This is a genomic window from Rhodococcus sp. NPDC006774 (assembly GCF_040636045.1).
Lineage (GTDB): Bacteria > Actinomycetota > Actinomycetes > Mycobacteriales > Mycobacteriaceae > Rhodococcoides.
The window spans coordinates 190,582-205,575 of sequence record NZ_JBEYIW010000004.1 but is presented as its reverse complement, the minus strand read 5'-3'; the positions used below and the strand labels follow the sequence as shown (position 1 = coordinate 205,575).

12 protein-coding genes and 1 tRNA gene are annotated in these 14,994 nt (G+C 65.2%); 6 read left to right on the top strand and 7 right to left on the bottom strand.

The window, feature by feature from the left end; all coding sequences use genetic code 11:
* Nucleotides 1-46: 46 nt before the first annotated feature.
* The 3 genes from ABZ677_RS08250 to ABZ677_RS08240 all read right to left on the bottom strand — a co-directional run bounded on the left by ABZ677_RS08250 (nucleotide 47) and on the right by ABZ677_RS08240 (nucleotide 2,622).
* On the bottom strand, nucleotides 47-1,030 hold the full coding sequence (locus ABZ677_RS08250; RefSeq protein WP_032395699.1) for a ribose-phosphate diphosphokinase: 984 nt from the start codon (nucleotides 1,028-1,030) through the stop codon (nucleotides 47-49).
* Entirely contained in the window at nucleotides 1,027-2,499 is a 1,473-nt protein-coding gene (gene glmU / locus ABZ677_RS08245; protein ID WP_037192046.1) for a bifunctional UDP-N-acetylglucosamine diphosphorylase/glucosamine-1-phosphate N-acetyltransferase GlmU, read from the bottom strand. Before glmU ends, ABZ677_RS08250 begins: the two co-directional genes overlap by 4 nt.
* Nucleotides 2,500-2,551: 52 nt before the next feature.
* A tRNA-Gln gene (locus tag ABZ677_RS08240) sits at nucleotides 2,552-2,622 on the bottom strand.
* A 220-nt stretch (nucleotides 2,623-2,842) separates the two neighbouring features.
* On the opposite strand from ABZ677_RS08240, the gene ABZ677_RS08235 reads away from it, so the two are divergent.
* Nucleotides 2,843-3,481, top strand: a complete 639-nt coding sequence (locus ABZ677_RS08235; RefSeq protein ID WP_082323716.1) for a TetR/AcrR family transcriptional regulator — start codon at nucleotides 2,843-2,845, stop codon at nucleotides 3,479-3,481.
* Between the two features lie 187 nt (nucleotides 3,482-3,668).
* Nucleotides 3,669-4,313: a ScbR family autoregulator-binding transcription factor gene (locus ABZ677_RS08230; protein ID WP_037192051.1), complete on the top strand. Its 645-nt coding sequence runs from the start codon at nucleotides 3,669-3,671 to the stop codon at nucleotides 4,311-4,313.
* Here the strand turns inward: ABZ677_RS08230 and ABZ677_RS08225 are convergent, their stop codons facing one another.
* Nucleotides 4,314-4,466, bottom strand: coding sequence for a hypothetical protein (locus ABZ677_RS08225; protein ID WP_358368255.1), 153 nt, complete (start codon nucleotides 4,464-4,466; stop codon nucleotides 4,314-4,316).
* 173 nt (nucleotides 4,467-4,639) lie between these two features.
* Between ABZ677_RS08225 and mfd the strand changes: the two genes are divergently transcribed.
* Both mfd and ABZ677_RS08215 read left to right on the top strand, forming a co-directional pair.
* Nucleotides 4,640-8,218, top strand: a complete 3,579-nt coding sequence (gene mfd / locus ABZ677_RS08220) for a transcription-repair coupling factor (RefSeq protein WP_358368585.1) — start codon at nucleotides 4,640-4,642, stop codon at nucleotides 8,216-8,218.
* Between the two features lie 2 nt (nucleotides 8,219-8,220).
* Nucleotides 8,221-9,135, top strand: a complete 915-nt coding sequence (locus tag ABZ677_RS08215; RefSeq protein WP_358368252.1) for a MazG family protein — start codon at nucleotides 8,221-8,223, stop codon at nucleotides 9,133-9,135.
* A gap of 293 nt (nucleotides 9,136-9,428) precedes the next feature.
* Here the strand turns inward: ABZ677_RS08215 and efeB are convergent, their stop codons facing one another.
* The 3 genes from efeB to efeU are packed head-to-tail and all read right to left on the bottom strand — an operon-like array spanning nucleotide 9,429 to nucleotide 12,695.
* Nucleotides 9,429-10,679, bottom strand: coding sequence for an iron uptake transporter deferrochelatase/peroxidase subunit (gene efeB, locus ABZ677_RS08210; protein ID WP_358368250.1), 1,251 nt, complete (start codon nucleotides 10,677-10,679; stop codon nucleotides 9,429-9,431).
* Complete coding sequence (gene efeO, locus ABZ677_RS08205) at nucleotides 10,660-11,799, bottom strand: iron uptake system protein EfeO (RefSeq protein WP_358368247.1); 1,140 nt, start codon at nucleotides 11,797-11,799, stop codon at nucleotides 10,660-10,662. The genes efeB and efeO overlap by 20 nt, the downstream gene beginning before the upstream one ends.
* A 14-nt stretch (nucleotides 11,800-11,813) precedes the next feature.
* Nucleotides 11,814-12,695 (bottom strand): iron uptake transporter permease EfeU, encoded by an 882-nt coding sequence (efeU, locus tag ABZ677_RS08200; RefSeq protein ID WP_037192064.1) that lies wholly within the window; start codon nucleotides 12,693-12,695, stop codon nucleotides 11,814-11,816.
* Between the two features lie 177 nt (nucleotides 12,696-12,872).
* Here efeU and ABZ677_RS08195 point away from each other — a divergent pair, with 177 nt between their 5' ends.
* Together ABZ677_RS08195 and eno are read left to right on the top strand one after the other, a co-directional pair.
* A complete protein-coding gene (locus ABZ677_RS08195; RefSeq protein WP_094649927.1) occupies nucleotides 12,873-13,595 on the top strand; it encodes a lytic murein transglycosylase in 723 nt (240 codons plus the stop codon).
* An 88-nt stretch (nucleotides 13,596-13,683) separates the two neighbouring features.
* A complete protein-coding gene (gene eno, locus ABZ677_RS08190) occupies nucleotides 13,684-14,970 on the top strand; it encodes a phosphopyruvate hydratase (RefSeq protein ID WP_037192069.1) in 1,287 nt (428 codons plus the stop codon).
* Nucleotides 14,971-14,994: the final 24 nt, after the last annotated feature.

Below are 14,994 nucleotides of genomic sequence, written 5' to 3'. Positions count from 1 at the left end.
CAGACCTGAAGGTCGGGAGTGGAGCCTGTGGAACGACCCGAAAATGCTACGCGCTGCCGTTGAACAAGCTTGTGACGGAGCCGTTTTCGAAGACCTCGCGAATGGTGCGAGCCAGCAGCGGCGCGATCGAGAGCTCGGTCAGCGTCGCGAAGCGCTTCTCGTCGCTGATCGGCAGGGTGTTGGTGACGACGACTTCCTTGGCACCGCAGTTCGCGAGACGCTCGGCGGCCGGGTTGGACAGAACGCCGTGGGTGGCGGCGATGACGACGTCACCGGCTCCGGCCTCCTTGAGCACCTTCACAGCTCCGGCGATGGTGCCGCCGGTGTCGATCATGTCGTCGATGAGGATGCAGGTGCGGCCTTCGACGTCACCGACGACGCGATTGGACTTGACCTGGTTGGGCACCAACGGGTCACGCGTCTTGTGGATGAACGCCAGCGGCGCGCCGTCGAACGAGTCGGCCCACTTCTCGGCGACGCGCACGCGGCCGGAGTCGGGGGAGACCACGGTGATGTGCTCGAGGCTGTAGGTCGCCCGGATGTGATCGGCGAGCTGGCTGTGTGCATGCATGTGATCGACGGGGCCGTCGAAGAAGCCCTGGATCTGATCGGTGTGCAGGTCGACGGTGATGATGCGGTCGGCACCGGCGGTCTTGAGCAGATCCGCGACCAGGCGAGCGGAGATCGGCTCGCGTCCCCGGTGCTTCTTGTCCTGACGGGCGTAGGGGTAGAACGGCAGGATCGCGGTGATGCGCTTGGCCGATCCGCGCTTGAGCGCGTCGATCATGATGAGCTGTTCCATCAGCCACGTGTTGAGCGGGAACGGATGCGACTGCAGCACGAAGGCGTCCGATCCGCGGACCGACTCCTCGAAGCGAACGAAGATCTCGCCGTTGGCGAAGTCACGCGCGGTCTGCGGGGTGACGTCGATCCCGAGTTCCTTGGCGACCTGCTCGGCCAACTCCGGATGTGCTCGACCAGAAAACAACATCAGGTTCTTCTGGTTGTCGATCCAATTAGGGGTGGTCACTGCTGTTCGCCGTCCTTTTGTTCTTGCCGATCACGATCTGCGAGCGCCGCTGCTTTCGCAGCTTCGGTTCCGGGCCTGTTGTCCATGACCCAGCCTTCGATATTGCGTTGCTTGCCACCGGAGACGGCCAGCGCGCCGGGAGGAACATCGTCCCGAACCACTGTTCCTGCACCGGTGTAAGCGCCGTCGCCCACATGTACGGGAGCGACGAACGTCGAGTCGGAACCGGTCCGTACGTGGGATCCGATTTCCGTGCGGCTCTTGTTGACGCCGTCGTAGTTGGCGAAGACGTTGGAGCAACCGATGTTGCTGTGGTCGCCGATCGTGGCATCGCCGACATAGGTGAGGTGCGGGACCTTGGTGTGGCGCCCGATCGTCGCGTTCTTCGTCTCGACGTAGGCACCGAGTTTGCCGCCTTCGCCCAGCACCGTGCCTGGACGCAGGTAGGTGAACGGTCCGACGGTGGCATCCGGTCCGATCACGGCCTGCTCGGCGTGGGTCCGTACGACCGACGCGCGCTCGCCGATCTCGACGTCACGCAGCGTCGAGTCCGGTCCGACGATCGCATCGTCGGCGATGTGGGTCTTGCCGTGGAGTTGGACGCCGGGTTCGAGGCGGACGTCCGCGCCGAGGGTGACGTCGATGTCGATCCAGGTGGTCGACGGATCCACGACGGTGACTCCAGCGCGCATGTGTCGTTCGACGATGTGACGGTTCAACACGGAGGTGACGTGCGCCAGCTGGACGCGGTCGTTGACGCCCACCACCAGATCGGGATCGGCGAGCTGGGTTCCGTAGACCGCTTTGCCGTCGGCCTTGCTGATCTTGACGACATCGGTCAGATACAGCTCGTGCTGAGCGTTGGCGGTGCTGAGCTTGCCGAGGGCGGTGCGCAACGCCACGGCATCGAAGGCGTAGACGCCGGAGTTGACCTCGCCGATCAGTACTTGAGCGGGGGTGGCGTCGGCGTGCTCGACGATCTCGGCCACCTCGCCGTCGTCGGTGCGGACGATACGGCCGTAGCCGTTGGCATCGTCGGGAAGAAAGGTCAGAACCGTGGCCGCCGCGGGCCGGGGGGCGCTCAGATGCTCGTCGAGCAGAGCCTTGAGCGTGTGGCCGTCGAGCAGGGGAACGTCGGCTGCGGTGACGAGGATCGTGCCCTCGAAATCGTCGGGCAGGGCAGCAAGGCCGCACTGGACCGCGTGTCCGGTGCCGAGCTGGCGATCCTGGACGGCGGTGTGAATCGTGCGACCGAACGTGGCTGCGAGGTCCTGGACGGCCTCGGTCACTCGTTCGCGATCGTGTCCGACGACGGTCACCAAGTGGTCGGGACCCAGGTCGGCGGCCGCGTGGAGGGCGTGCGCGAGCATGGTGCGTCCGGCGAGGGGATGCAGAACTTTCGGAGTCTTCGACCGCATTCGGGTACCTGCACCCGCAGCAAGAACGACCACGGCGGTCTGCACAGGCATTGAGCTCCTCAGGCGGTGACACGAAGACGGTATGCACGAATGATGTTGCTCGCTCCGCCGCCAGGACTCGAACCTGAACTATCTGAACCAAAATCAGAGGTGCTGCCATTACACCACGGCGGATAAACGGCCAGCGGTTTCACCAGTGGCCGACGAATCGAACGACTCATTCGTTTGCCGCTGCGCTCCCACTGAGCGCAACGATCCTCGCACGCGAGGTGGTGGTGAGTCGAACCGCGATGCAGATTGGTGAGACAAACGGATGGATCGGACATCGCTAGTGTGGGGGAGGCGTCGATTCCGGCGTCGGGAAATGCAGGGTCGGTAACGGGAGCGGTTTTCCATGACAGGCGCAGCCTCCGAGCAGGAACGCTCACCTCGGGTCCGAATGACCGGGACACAACGGCGTGAGCAGTTGATCGAGGTGGGCCGCACGCTGTTCGCCGAACGCGGGTACGAGGCCTCGTCGGTCGAGGAGATCGCCGGCCGCGCGAATGTGTCCAAGCCGGTCGTATACGAGCACTTCGGCGGTAAGGAAGGTCTCTACGCCGTCATCGTCGACCGCGAGATGTCGACACTGCTCGGCATGATCACCAAATCACTCGACCTCAATCGCTCGCGGATTCGCGTCGAACGCGTCGCACTTGCCCTGCTGACCTACATCGAGGACCGAACCGACGGATTCCGCATTCTCGTGCGCGATTCCCCTGCGGCTGCCGAGGACGGCAAGTACTCGTCGTTGCTCAACGAGGCCATCGGTCGTGTCGGGCACATGCTGGCCGGCGACTTCTCGCGTCGAGGACTCGATCCCGAGTTCGCCCCGATGTACGCCCAGGCTCTGGTCGGAATGGTGTCGATGACGGCGCAATGGTGGCTCGACGTGCGAACACCGTCGAAAGAAGTGGTTGCCGCGCATGTGGTCAACCTGTGCTGGAACGGACTGACGAATCTGGAGGCCGACCCTCGATTGACCGAGGAATGAGACTCGGTTTCGACTCTTGCCTGGGAAAGGAGGGGTATCGTCCCCTTTGTCGGCCATGAGAGCTACGTCACTCACGGCGGGGTTCTCAATCGGACCGATGCATGTTGGCACCAGACGTAAAGGCACTCAGTGGTACCGTTCGGGCGTAATTTGCGCAGTAGCAGTTCTTATTGCGAAGGCGGATCCCATGGTCAGGCAGGCCCGCGCTGAGATCACTCGCGACACCGTGCTTGCTGGCGCAGCGAATGTGTTTCTGCGCCTCGGGTACGCGAACGCGAGCCTCAGCGAAATCATTTCCCAGTCCCAGGTCACCAAGGGCGCTCTGTACTTCCATTTCGGTTCCAAGGAAGAACTCGCACGTGCGGTCATCGACGAGGGCAACACTCGGCTGACCACTGCATGCCAGCAGTTCAACGACGGCCGCATCCCGGCGCTCGAAGCTGCGATCGGCATCTCCTACATCGTCGTCGACCTCTCGGTCAGCGACCCCATGGTCTCGGCCATGCTCCGGCTGAGCCATCAGATCGGCGACTACCGCGGCACCGAGGGCAATGTCATGGCCGGGTGGAGCGAGTCGTTCGACAGGCTCGCCGCCAAGGCGATCGCGCAGGGCGACATCGACCCCAACTCGGATTCGCGCACCATCGGATCGCTCGTGCTCGAGATCCTCACCGGCGTGCACATGGTCGCGGTTGCCACCTCCACCACCGAGGAACTGCCCTCGCGCATGGAGCGCCTCTGGTACTACCTGCTGCCGGCGTTGGTTCCCGCCAACAAGCTCGACTACTTCCGCGAGTTCGCGGCGCGTCGAGTCATCCGCTTCGGACCGTAACTACCGGTACCGCATCACGAAGTCTGCGATGTCGTCGCGCAGTCGGTCCGGATACTCGCCGTTGACGGCATGTGAGGCGTCGGGATAGAGCCGGGGCCTTGCCGTCGACGAGCCCGCCGTCTCCCGCCCGCCGGGCTGTCGGTGTGCTCCCATAGACTCGCAGAGGACTGTGCGTAAGCAGCCGTCGTCTCGACACGCTTGTAGGAGCATTGCTGTTGTCTTCCGATTCCCTGCCCGCCGTTTCTCCATCCGGGCCGGCCCCGATCGTTCCCGACGCGGCGCTGCAACTCTCGGGTCTGGCCAGCGTTGCGCTGACGGATTCGTCCATGGTGGCCGTCGCCGATGCGATCGGAACCGCCGAGCACACGCTGATCGGGCCGCACTCGGTTCGCCCGTTCGTCGCCGCCGCGATCGCCCAGCACACTCAGCTGTTGATCGTCACCGCCACCGGGCGTGAAGCGGACGATCTCACCGACGAACTCCGCCAGATTCTCGGCGGCGGAGTGGTGATGTTCCCGTCGTGGGAGACGCTTCCGCACGAGCGACTCTCACCGAGCGCAGACACCGTCGGCAAGCGACTGGACGTACTCCGCCGGCTGGCTCGTCCCGGCGACACCGATTACGGCGATCCTCTGCGCGTCATCGTCACCACCGTCCGCTCGCTGGTGCAGCCGATGGCACCCGGTCTCGGCGAGATCGAACCCGTGACCCTCAAGGTCGGTCTGGACATCGACTTCGACGGCCTGATCCACCGACTCGTCGAGTTCGGCTACCTGCGCGTGGACATGGTCGGCAAGCGCGGTGAGTTCGCCGTCCGCGGCGGCATCCTCGACCTCTTCTCGCCGACGGCGGATCACCCGGTGCGTGTGGAATTCTGGGGCGACGAGATCACCGAGCTCCGCGCGTTCGCGGTCTCCGATCAGCGTTCGCTGCCCGATCACGAGGTCGATCTCGTCATCGCGCCGCCGTGCCGCGAACTGCTTCTCACGCAGGAAGTTCGCGACCGCGCCGCTGTTCTCGCAGCCGACAATGCCGGCGACACCGCGTTGGTCGAGATGCTCGACAAGCTGTCCGCCGGTGTCCCGGTGGAGGGCATGGAGGCGTTGCTGCCGCTGCTGCAGCCGGGCGAATTGCAGTTGCTCGCCGATACTCTCCCCGCAGGAACGCACGTATTGCTCTGCGACCCCGAGCGGATCCGCACGCGCGCAACAGATCTGGTGCGCACGGGCCAGGAGTTCCTCGAAGCATCCTGGACGGCAGCATCGATCGGCGGAGCTGCGCCCCTCGATACCTCCACCCTCGACACCTCCAGTCTCGAAGGTGCGTCACTGGATCTCGGTGCCTCGGCCTACCGTTCGCTTCGACAGGTTCGCGAGTCCGCGCAGGTTCACGGCCGTCCGTGGTGGACCATCAGCCCGCTCGCCTCCGGCAACGGCGAAGAAGTCGAACTCGCTGTCGATTCGGTCCCGGAGGTCCGTGGGTCCGAGGAAGCACTGACGGCGCTGTTCGCCACCCTGCGAGCCCATATCGCCACCGGTGGTCGTGCGGTCATCTCCGTCGCGGGCGCAGGTACTGCCACCCGCATCATCGAACGCCTCGCCGAGGCCGAAGTGCCTGCGGCACATCTCGACTCCGGTGCGGTCCCGGTCGCCGACGTCGTGAACGTCCTGTGCGGATCGTTGCACGACGGTCTTGTGTTTCCCGACGCGAAACTTGTGGTCGTCACCGAGAGCGATCTGACCGGCAACCGCGTGGCCGCAGCGGGCGAGGGACGCAAGCTCCCGGCGAAGCGTCGCAACCAGGTCGATCCGCTCGCCCTCGTCGCCGGCGACAGCGTCGTCCACGATCAGCACGGCATCGGTCGATTCGTCGAGATGGTCGAGCGCACCATCGGCGGCGCCAGACGCGAATATCTCGTCGTCGAGTACGCACCCAGCAAGAGGGGCCATCCCGGAGACCGGCTCTTCGTCCCGATGGACTCGCTCGATCAGCTCTCGCGTTACGTCGGTGGTGAGCTGCCGTCTCTGAGCAAGCTCGGCGGATCCGACTGGGCCAACACCAAACGCAAGGCGCGCAAGGCAGTTCGCGAGATCGCCGGCGAGCTGGTGCAGCTGTACGCCGCTCGCCAGGCCGCTCCCGGTCACGCCTTCGGGCCCGACACCCCGTGGCAGCTCGAAATGGAAGATGCGTTCGGCTTCACCGAGACGGTCGACCAGATGACGGCCATCACCGACGTCAAGGCCGACATGGAGAAGGCGGTTCCGATGGACCGCGTCATTCTCGGTGACGTCGGCTACGGCAAGACCGAGATCGCGGTTCGCGCCGCGTTCAAGGCGGTGCAGGACGGCAAGCAGGTCGCCGTGCTGGTGCCGACAACGCTTCTGGCGCAACAGCATCTGCAGACCTTCACCGCGCGGATGACGTCGTTCCCGGTGACCGTCAAGGGGCTCTCCCGCTTCACTCATGGCTCCGAGTCCAAGGAGGTCATGGCCGGGCTGGCCGACGGGACGGTCGACATCGTCGTCGGTACGCACCGGTTGCTGCAGACCGGTGTCGCCTGGAAGGACCTCGGGTTGGTCATCGTCGACGAGGAGCAGCGCTTCGGCGTCGAGCACAAGGAGCACATCAAGTCGCTCCGCACCCACGTCGACGTCCTGACGATGTCGGCGACTCCGATTCCGCGAACGCTCGAGATGAGCCTCGCCGGAATCCGTGAGATGTCGACCATCCTCACACCGCCCGAGGAGCGGCACCCGGTGCTCACCTACGTGGGTGCGTACAACGACAAGCAGGTCGCCGCGGCCGTCCGGCGTGAACTACTGCGCGACGGCCAGGTGTTCTTCGTGCACAACCGAGTCAGCTCGATCGACAAGGCTGCCAAGAAGATTCGCGATCTGGTGCCCGAGGCCAGGGTGGCGACGGCACACGGGCAGATGAACGAGGAGACACTCGAGCGCACTGTGCAGGGATTCTGGCAGCGCGAGACCGACGTGCTGGTGTGTACCACCATCATCGAGACCGGCCTCGACATCTCCAACGCCAACACGCTGATCGTCGAGCGGTCCGATTCGCTCGGCCTGTCCCAGCTGCACCAGCTCCGCGGTCGCGTCGGCCGCAGCCGTGAACGTGGCTACGCCTACTTCCTGTACCCGCCGGAGAAGCCGCTCACCGAGACCGCCTACGACCGGCTGGCGACCATCTCGCAGAACTCCGACCTCGGTGCCGGTATGGCCGTGGCGATGAAGGACCTCGAAATCCGTGGTGCCGGAAACGTTCTGGGCGCGGAGCAGTCCGGCCACGTCGCAGGCGTCGGATTCGACCTGTACGTGCGGCTCGTCGGTGAAGCGGTCGAGGCGTACCGCGCGGCCGCCGACGGAAAGCCCATCACCACCGACGAGGCCCCCAAGGAAGTGCGCATCGACCTCCCCGTCGACGCCAACATCCCACCCGACTACGTCACCAGCGATCGGTTGCGCCTCGAGGGCTATCGAAAGCTCGCTGCCGCAGCCGATTCCGAGGGCATCGACGCGGTCATCGAAGAACTCGTCGACCGGTACGGCCCGCTGCCCGAGGAGGTCGGTCGACTGGTCTCCATCGCCAAGCTGCGTCTGATCGCCAAGGAATACGGCCTGACGGACGTCAATGTTGCCGGAACACAGGTGAAGCTGGCTCCGATGGACCTACCCGATTCCAAGCAGATCCGCCTCAAGCGGCTCTACCCGAGCGCTGCGTACCGGGCCACCACCGGAGTGGTGCAGTTGCCGCTGCCGCGTGTCGAAGGCGGCGGTGTGGGGGCGGCGCGCGTGCGCGACGTCGAATTGGTGCAGTTCATCGCCGATCTCATCCTATCCTTGGACGGGAAGCCATCTCGGTCGGTGTTGTTGGAGCAAACAGTGGGGGTGTAGCGGTGACGGTAGTTCTGCTCGACCCTGTTCGACCCACACAGGTTCCGGTGGATGCTGTGGAATTTCTCGGCGGTGCAGTGCAATTCACCGAAGAAGTGCCGGTGCGAGTGCGGTGGCTGTTCTCGGGAACCGCTGCGCCCGACGCCGTCGACGCAGTGCTGGTGAGCACCGACCCCGCCAACCCCGACGTCCAGGAACGGATCGCCCACGGAGAGCGGGTCATCGCCGCGGAGAAGCTTCCCGGTGACGACCTCATCGCGGCAGTCCGGCTGATGGATCGGCTGCGCACCCTCGGCGGATGGGAAGCGCAGCAGACCCACGAGTCGTTGCGCGGTTACCTCCTCGAAGAAACGTACGAGCTACTCGACGCCATCGCCGCGGGCAACCTGGTGGATCTGCGCGAAGAACTCGGAGACCTGTTGCTGCAGGTGCTCTTCCATTCCAGAATCGCTGAGGACGCAGCCGAGAACGCGTTCGATGTCGACGACGTCGCCGCAGGACTCGTCGCCAAGCTCACCCACCGCAGCCCGCACCTCGGTCGAACGGGCAACGGCCCCATCGACATCGCCGAACAAGAGCGAGCCTGGGAAGAGAAGAAGGCAGCAGAGAAGGCACGCGGATCCTGTGTCGACGGAATCGCCCTGTCTCAGCCGTCACTCGCACTGACGCAGAAAGTGATCGGACGGGCCACCAAAGCAGGCCTGCCCGACGAGTTGATTCCCGACGGCCTACGCGTCGTACACATCGGGGTCGATCACTCGCACGGTGGAGACAGTGCCGAGGACCTGCTGAGGCGTCGGGTATTGGATTTCGCGTCCCTGATCCGCAACGCCGAGGCGTCGGCACGCAACGCCGGCATCGCGCCGGGGGAGATGTCCGCACTCGACTGGATCGAGCACTGGGGTCTGCGGGGCTAGTCCTGCTCCACCCGAACGCGTCAATGGACCATTGCACCGCTCAGACGTATGCAGTGCGCCATTCACGCAAACTCTGCAGCTGCGTCAATGAACCATCGCAGCGGTCAGACGTATGCAAGGGTCCATTGACGCGGACGGGGTGGGGCGGCCGCGGACGGGTGGGGCCGACGCGGACGGGTGGGGCCGACGCGGACGGGTGGGGCCGACGCGGACGGGTGGGGCCGACGCGGACGGGTGGGGCGGACGCGGACGGGTGGGGCGGACGCGGACGGGGTTGGCCCGCGGGGACCGGCCTACTCGAACAGCGTCGAACCCCAGTATTCGGATTCCTCGACGCCGGGTGGGCAGGCGAAGACCGCCGATCCCACGTGTTGGATGTATTCGTTCAACGCGTCCTTGCGGGAGAGCGCCAGTTGCATCGGCACGAATTGGGTCAGTGGGTCGCGGCAGTAAGCGATGAAGAACAGTCCGGCGTCGAGGTGGCCGAAGCCGTCGGATCCGTCGGTGAAGTTGTATCCCCGACGCAGGATCTGGACGCCACCGAGGTTCTCCTTCGACGCCAGGCGCACGTGCGCGGTCTTGTCGATGAAGGTGCCCTCGGGGCCTTGAGATTCGAAGTCGAGTGCGTCGAATTCGTCCTTCTGGCCGAGTGGCGCGCCGGTTCCCTTGCTGCGCCCGATCACTCGCTCCTGTTCTTTCAAAGTCGTGCGGTCCCAGGATTCGATGAGCATGCGGATTCGACGGGCCACGAGGTAGGAGCCGCCTGCCATCCATTCCTGATCGTCGTCAGCAGAGACCCACACGTTGTCGTCCAGCAACGACGGGTCCTCGGCCTTGAGGTTCGCCGTTCCGTCCTTGAAGCCGAACAGGTTTCGCGGCGTTGCCTGGGTGGTCGAGGTGGACGAGGTTCGACCGAAACCGAGTTGCGACCACTTGACCGACACGGTGCCGAAGCCGACACGGGCGAGGTTGCGGATCGCGTGGACGGCAACCTGTGGGTCGTCGGCGCAGGCCTGGATGCACAGGTCTCCGCCGGAGCGTGCGGGATCGAGGTTGTCGGCAGGGAAGTGCTGTAGATCGGCAAGTGACGCAGGCCTTTTCGATGCCAGGTCGAAGCGATCGAACAGGCTCGGCCCGAAACCGATGGTCAACGTCAGCGACGACGCCGTCAGACCGAGCGCTTCGCCCGTGTCGGTGGGCGGGTTGTACTGACCGCCGTCGACCGCCCCGCCGTCGAACGTCTCCTCACCCTTGGTGAGGCGTTCGGCCATCAGGGTCCACTTCTTCAGCAGCGCAACGAATTCGTCGCGAGAGTCGGTGGTGACGTCGAAGGCGACAAAGTGCATACGATCCTGCGCCGGCGTGACGATTCCGGCCTGATGGTCGCCGCGGAATTCGACGACATCCGAGGTGGGCACCTCGGCACCGGAGGCCGTCGCATGTCCCGCGATTGCCCCGACTCCGACGAGCGCAGCACCGGTCCCGACGGCACCGAAGAGGCGCCGTCGGGAGAACTGCCCGGTCTTATTGTCCTGCAACGACACCCTGCACCTGGCTCACTTCGGCGGACAATGCATCGATCTTGTTCGAAAGTTCCTGGCGCTGAGGTTCGGTCACGGTGTCGTAGAAGACGAAGCCGTCGCCGCTGCGATACTTGGCGAGTTCTGCGTCCAGTTCTTCGAAGCGCGCGTCGATGGCGGTGCCCAGTTCGGCGTTGCGCTCGTCGAGGATGGGTCGGACGGCGGCGATGGCGGCCTGCGAGCCGTCGACGTTGGCCTGGAAGTCCCACAGGTCGGTGTGCGAGAAGAAGTCTTCTTCGCCGCTGATCTTGGTCTTGGCGACCTCGTCGAGCAGTCCCTGTGCGCCGCCTGCCACCTGGATCGGGTCGATGGTGAAGTCGTCGGCCTTGATCTTGTCGGCGAGTTCGGTGATGTCGGCCTCGAGCTGATCGGCCATCGCGTTCGTGTCGGGCTGAAGACCCTGTGTCCACAGGTCCTTCTCGATGCGGTGGAAGCCGGTCCATTCGGCTCCGGGCTCCACGTCGGGCTCGCGCAGGTCGATCCGCGGATCGAGGTCGTCCGGGAAGCTCTCGGCGACGGGCTCGATGCGCTCGTAGTAGCTACGCGCAATGGGGAATTGAGCCTTGGCCGCCACGACGTCTCCGCTCTTGACGGCGGTGACGAACGACGTCGTGGTGTCCTGCAGTGCGTCGATCTGGCTGACGACGTAACGCTTGTAGCCGGCTGCGGCCTCGGCGAGGAGTCCGTCCTCGTCCGTGGTGCGCACCGAGTCGCCGGTGACGACGTAGTCGGCGCGGATGCCGTCGCCCACCATGCCTGCCTTGCAGGCGGTTTGGTACGTGCCGGGGTCGGGCAGGGCGACGATGAGCTGACGCGTGAGGCCGGGTCCGATGTTCTCCACCTCACCCATGACGCGGTCACCCTCGCCGTAGACGTAGAACTCGGTGACCTTGGTGCCGTTGTTGGTGATCTGGAACGTCGAGTTTCCGGTGGTGCCCTCGGAAGCGCCGACGTCGCAGGAGGAGTCGGTCGCGGTGACGGTGATGTCGCCCGACGCGGCTTCGGTGGAGGACTTCTCGGTGCATCCGGCCAGAGCCATCGGCAGAACCGCAACGGCGGCCAGAGCGTAGGTGGTACGGCGCATGGTGGTGGTGCCTTTCAGGAGGATTGCAGAGCAGGCTCGGGAGTCGCGGGAACGCGAACCGGGCGGAGGAAGAGGTAGAGGACGACCACGATGTAGAGCACCCACGCGATCGCTTGGAACACAGTGGGTTCGGGCCGGAAGTTGAAGATGCCTGCGAGCACGGTGCCGTACCAGCTCGAGGCGTCGAAGTGTGCGGTGATGTCGAAGGCGACGGCACCGCCGCCGGGCAGGATGCCGCCGATCTGCAGTGCGCGGATGCCGTAGGCGAGGATTCCGGCGGCGACCACGATGAGGAAGATGCCGGTGTACTTGAAGAACACCGCGAAGTTGATGCGGACGGCACCGAAGTACAGGAACACCGTCAGCACGGCAGCGACGACGATGCCGAGCAGCAGTCCGAGCAGTGGCCAGAGGCTGCCGTTGGTGTTCTCGGCGTAGCCGACCATGAGCAACGCGGTCTCGACGCCTTCGCGGCCGACGGCGAAGAACGCCAGCGCCAGTACTGCCGCGGGGCCGACGGTCAGCGCCTTCTCCATGTTCGCGCGCAACTCGCCGGAGATGTTCTTCGCGGCGGTGCGCATCCAGAGCACCATCGCCGTCACAATCACTACAGCAACGAGCGATGCGGCTCCGGCGATGATTTCGGCGGTCAGCCCGGTGACAGTGGACGTGCCGTAGTGGATCACGAAGAAGATGGCGGCCACCATGGCGACGGCAAGGCCGACTCCGAGCCAGACCCACTTGAGCGCGTCGCGGCGATCGGCCTTGACGAGGAACGCGACGAGGATCATCACGACGATGCCGGTCTCGAGCCCCTCGCGCAGGCCGATCAAGCCACTGCCGAACATCTGGGTGGCGATCGACGGCGCCGAACCAGCGGCGGCGAGAAGTGGCATGAATCAGGCTCCTGCGGTGCGTCGAACATTGGTACGCCTTCCCTCGCAAAGGGTAGGCGACCCTCATGCGTGAGGACTGACCAGAACATACACCCTGCAATCCAGGCCGAATACGCGTTGACCAGGGGTTATCTCGGTCTTTAGCTTTCTATTACCTTGCGTGTGCAGGATGGAGTGGTGATCTCCCGTATCTGCGTGCTCGCCACAGCGTCGGTCCTTCTCGCGTTGACCGCGTGCGGTACCGGCGAGCCCGAGCGCGAGATTCCCGAAGGCATCCCGCCCGGGCCCGGCACCGAAGTGCCGGCCATCGACTTCAACGCGCCCGGGCGGACGGCCGATCTGTTGCTCGCCTGGGCCGAACCGCAAACCGACGCGCTCGGCATCTCGGTGACCGCGTTGGCGTCGTACGGGCACGCAGCGGCGATCATGACCGAGACGGATGCCGATTGCGGAATCGCGTGGACGACCCTCGCCGGCATCGGCTATATCGAGAGTCGACACGGCACGTACCAGGGTTCGTCGGTTCAGCCCGACGGTCTCGTCGCACCGCCGATTCGCGGAATCCCCCTCGACGGCGGACCGGGCGTCGCCGAGATTCCGGACACCGACGGCGGCGTCATGGACGGTGACACCGAGTTCGATCGGGCCATGGGCCCCATGCAGTTCATTCCCGAGACGTGGAAGAAATGGGGCGTCGACGCCAACGGCGATGGCGTCGCCGATCCCGACAACATCGACGACGCGGCGCTGACCGCGGCGCGATACCTGTGTGCGCGCGGCGGTGATCTGCGGACCGCGCAGGGCTGGGAGACGGCGTTGATGGCCTACAACCTGTCGGGTCAGTACCTGCGGGATGTGCGCGATCGTGCGGCCGCGTACTCGGTGGGCACCAGGCCGTAGGACCTCCATGCATCGCGGGCAGTGCAGGGGAGCGGCTAGTCTTGCACCCGGCACAGTCCGTCGGTACCCGTTTATAGGAGAAGCATTCGTGGCCATCATTGAGCAGGTCGGAGCGCGCGAAATCCTCGATTCTCGTGGCAACCCCACGATCGAGGTCGAGGTCGCATTGGACGACGGGACGCTGAGTCGCGCCGCCGTTCCCTCCGGTGCATCCACCGGTGAGCACGAAGCTGTCGAGCTTCGTGACGGCGGAGACCGCTACGGCGGCAAGGGTGTCGAGAAGGCCGTCAATGCCGTGCTGGACGAGATCGCGCCGGCCGTCATCGGTCTGGACGCCATCGAGCAGCGCACCGTCGACCAGGCCCTGCTGGATCTGGACGGAACGCCCGACAAGTCTCGCCTCGGCGCGAACGCACTGCTCGGTGTCTCGCTCGCGGTCGCGAAGTCCGCTGCCGAGTCCACCGGACTCGAACTCTTCCGCTACCTCGGCGGCCCCAACGCGCACATCCTCCCCGTTCCGATGATGAACATCATCAACGGTGGCGCGCACGCAGACAGTGGCGTCGACGTGCAGGAATTCATGATCGCCCCCATCGGCGCACCCACCTTCAAGGAATCGCTGCGCTGGGGTGCGGAGGTCTACCACGCACTCAAGTCCGTGCTCAAGGCCAAGGGCCTGGGCACCGGCCTCGGCGACGAGGGCGGCTTCGCTCCCGACCTCGCAGGCACCAAGGCTGCTCTCGACCTCATCCTCGAGGCCATCGGCAAGACCGGTCTCAAGCCGGGTCAGGACGTCGCCCTCGCTCTCGACGTGGCGGCCACCGAGTTCTACACCGCAGGCACCGGCTACGCCTTCGAGCGTGAGACCAAGTCCGCCGAGCAGATGTCGGCGTTCTACGGCGAGCTCGTCGACGCCTACCCGCTGGTCTCCATCGAGGATCCGCTCGACGAGAACGACTGGGACGGCTGGGTTGCGCTCACCGAGGCCATCGGCGACAAGGTGCAGATCGTCGGCGACGATCTCTTCGTCACCAACCCCGAGCGTCTCGAAGACGGCATCGTCAAGGGTGCGGCCAACGCGCTGCTGGTCAAGGTCAATCAGATCGGCACGCTCACCGAGACCCTCGATGCCGTGGATCTGGCGCACCGCAACGGCTACAAGACGATGATGAGCCACCGGTCCGGCGAGACCGAGGACACCACCATCGCTGACCTGGCAGTTGCCGTCGGCAGCGGCCAGATCAAGACCGGTGCTCCGGCTCGAAGCGAGCGCGTTGCCAAGTACAACCAGTTGCTTCGTATCGAAGAAGCTCTGGGTGATGCGGCGCGTTACGCCGGCGAGTTGTCTTTCCCCCGGTTCAATTACGAGGGATAGCGAACAGGCACGTATGGCACGAAG

What these genes read in the sequence shown, in the direction of transcription:
- efeO (WP_358368247.1), bottom strand. Translation starts at nt 11,799, where the DNA reads ATGCGCCGTACCACCTACGCTCTGGCCGCCGTTGCGGTTCTGCCGATG.
- ABZ677_RS08225 (WP_358368255.1), bottom strand. Translation starts at nt 4,466, where the DNA reads ATGGGAGCACACCGACAGCCCGGCGGGCGGGAGACGGCGGGCTCGTCG.
- mfd (WP_358368585.1), top strand. Translation starts at nt 4,640, where the DNA reads ATGGTGGCCGTCGCCGATGCGATCGGAACCGCCGAGCACACGCTGATC.
- ABZ677_RS08230 (WP_037192051.1), top strand. Translation starts at nt 3,669, where the DNA reads ATGGTCAGGCAGGCCCGCGCTGAGATCACTCGCGACACCGTGCTTGCT.
- efeU (WP_037192064.1), bottom strand. Translation starts at nt 12,695, where the DNA reads ATGCCACTTCTCGCCGCCGCTGGTTCGGCGCCGTCGATCGCCACCCAG.
- ABZ677_RS08235 (WP_082323716.1), top strand. Translation starts at nt 2,843, where the DNA reads ATGACAGGCGCAGCCTCCGAGCAGGAACGCTCACCTCGGGTCCGAATG.
- glmU (WP_037192046.1), bottom strand. Translation starts at nt 2,499, where the DNA reads ATGCCTGTGCAGACCGCCGTGGTCGTTCTTGCTGCGGGTGCAGGTACC.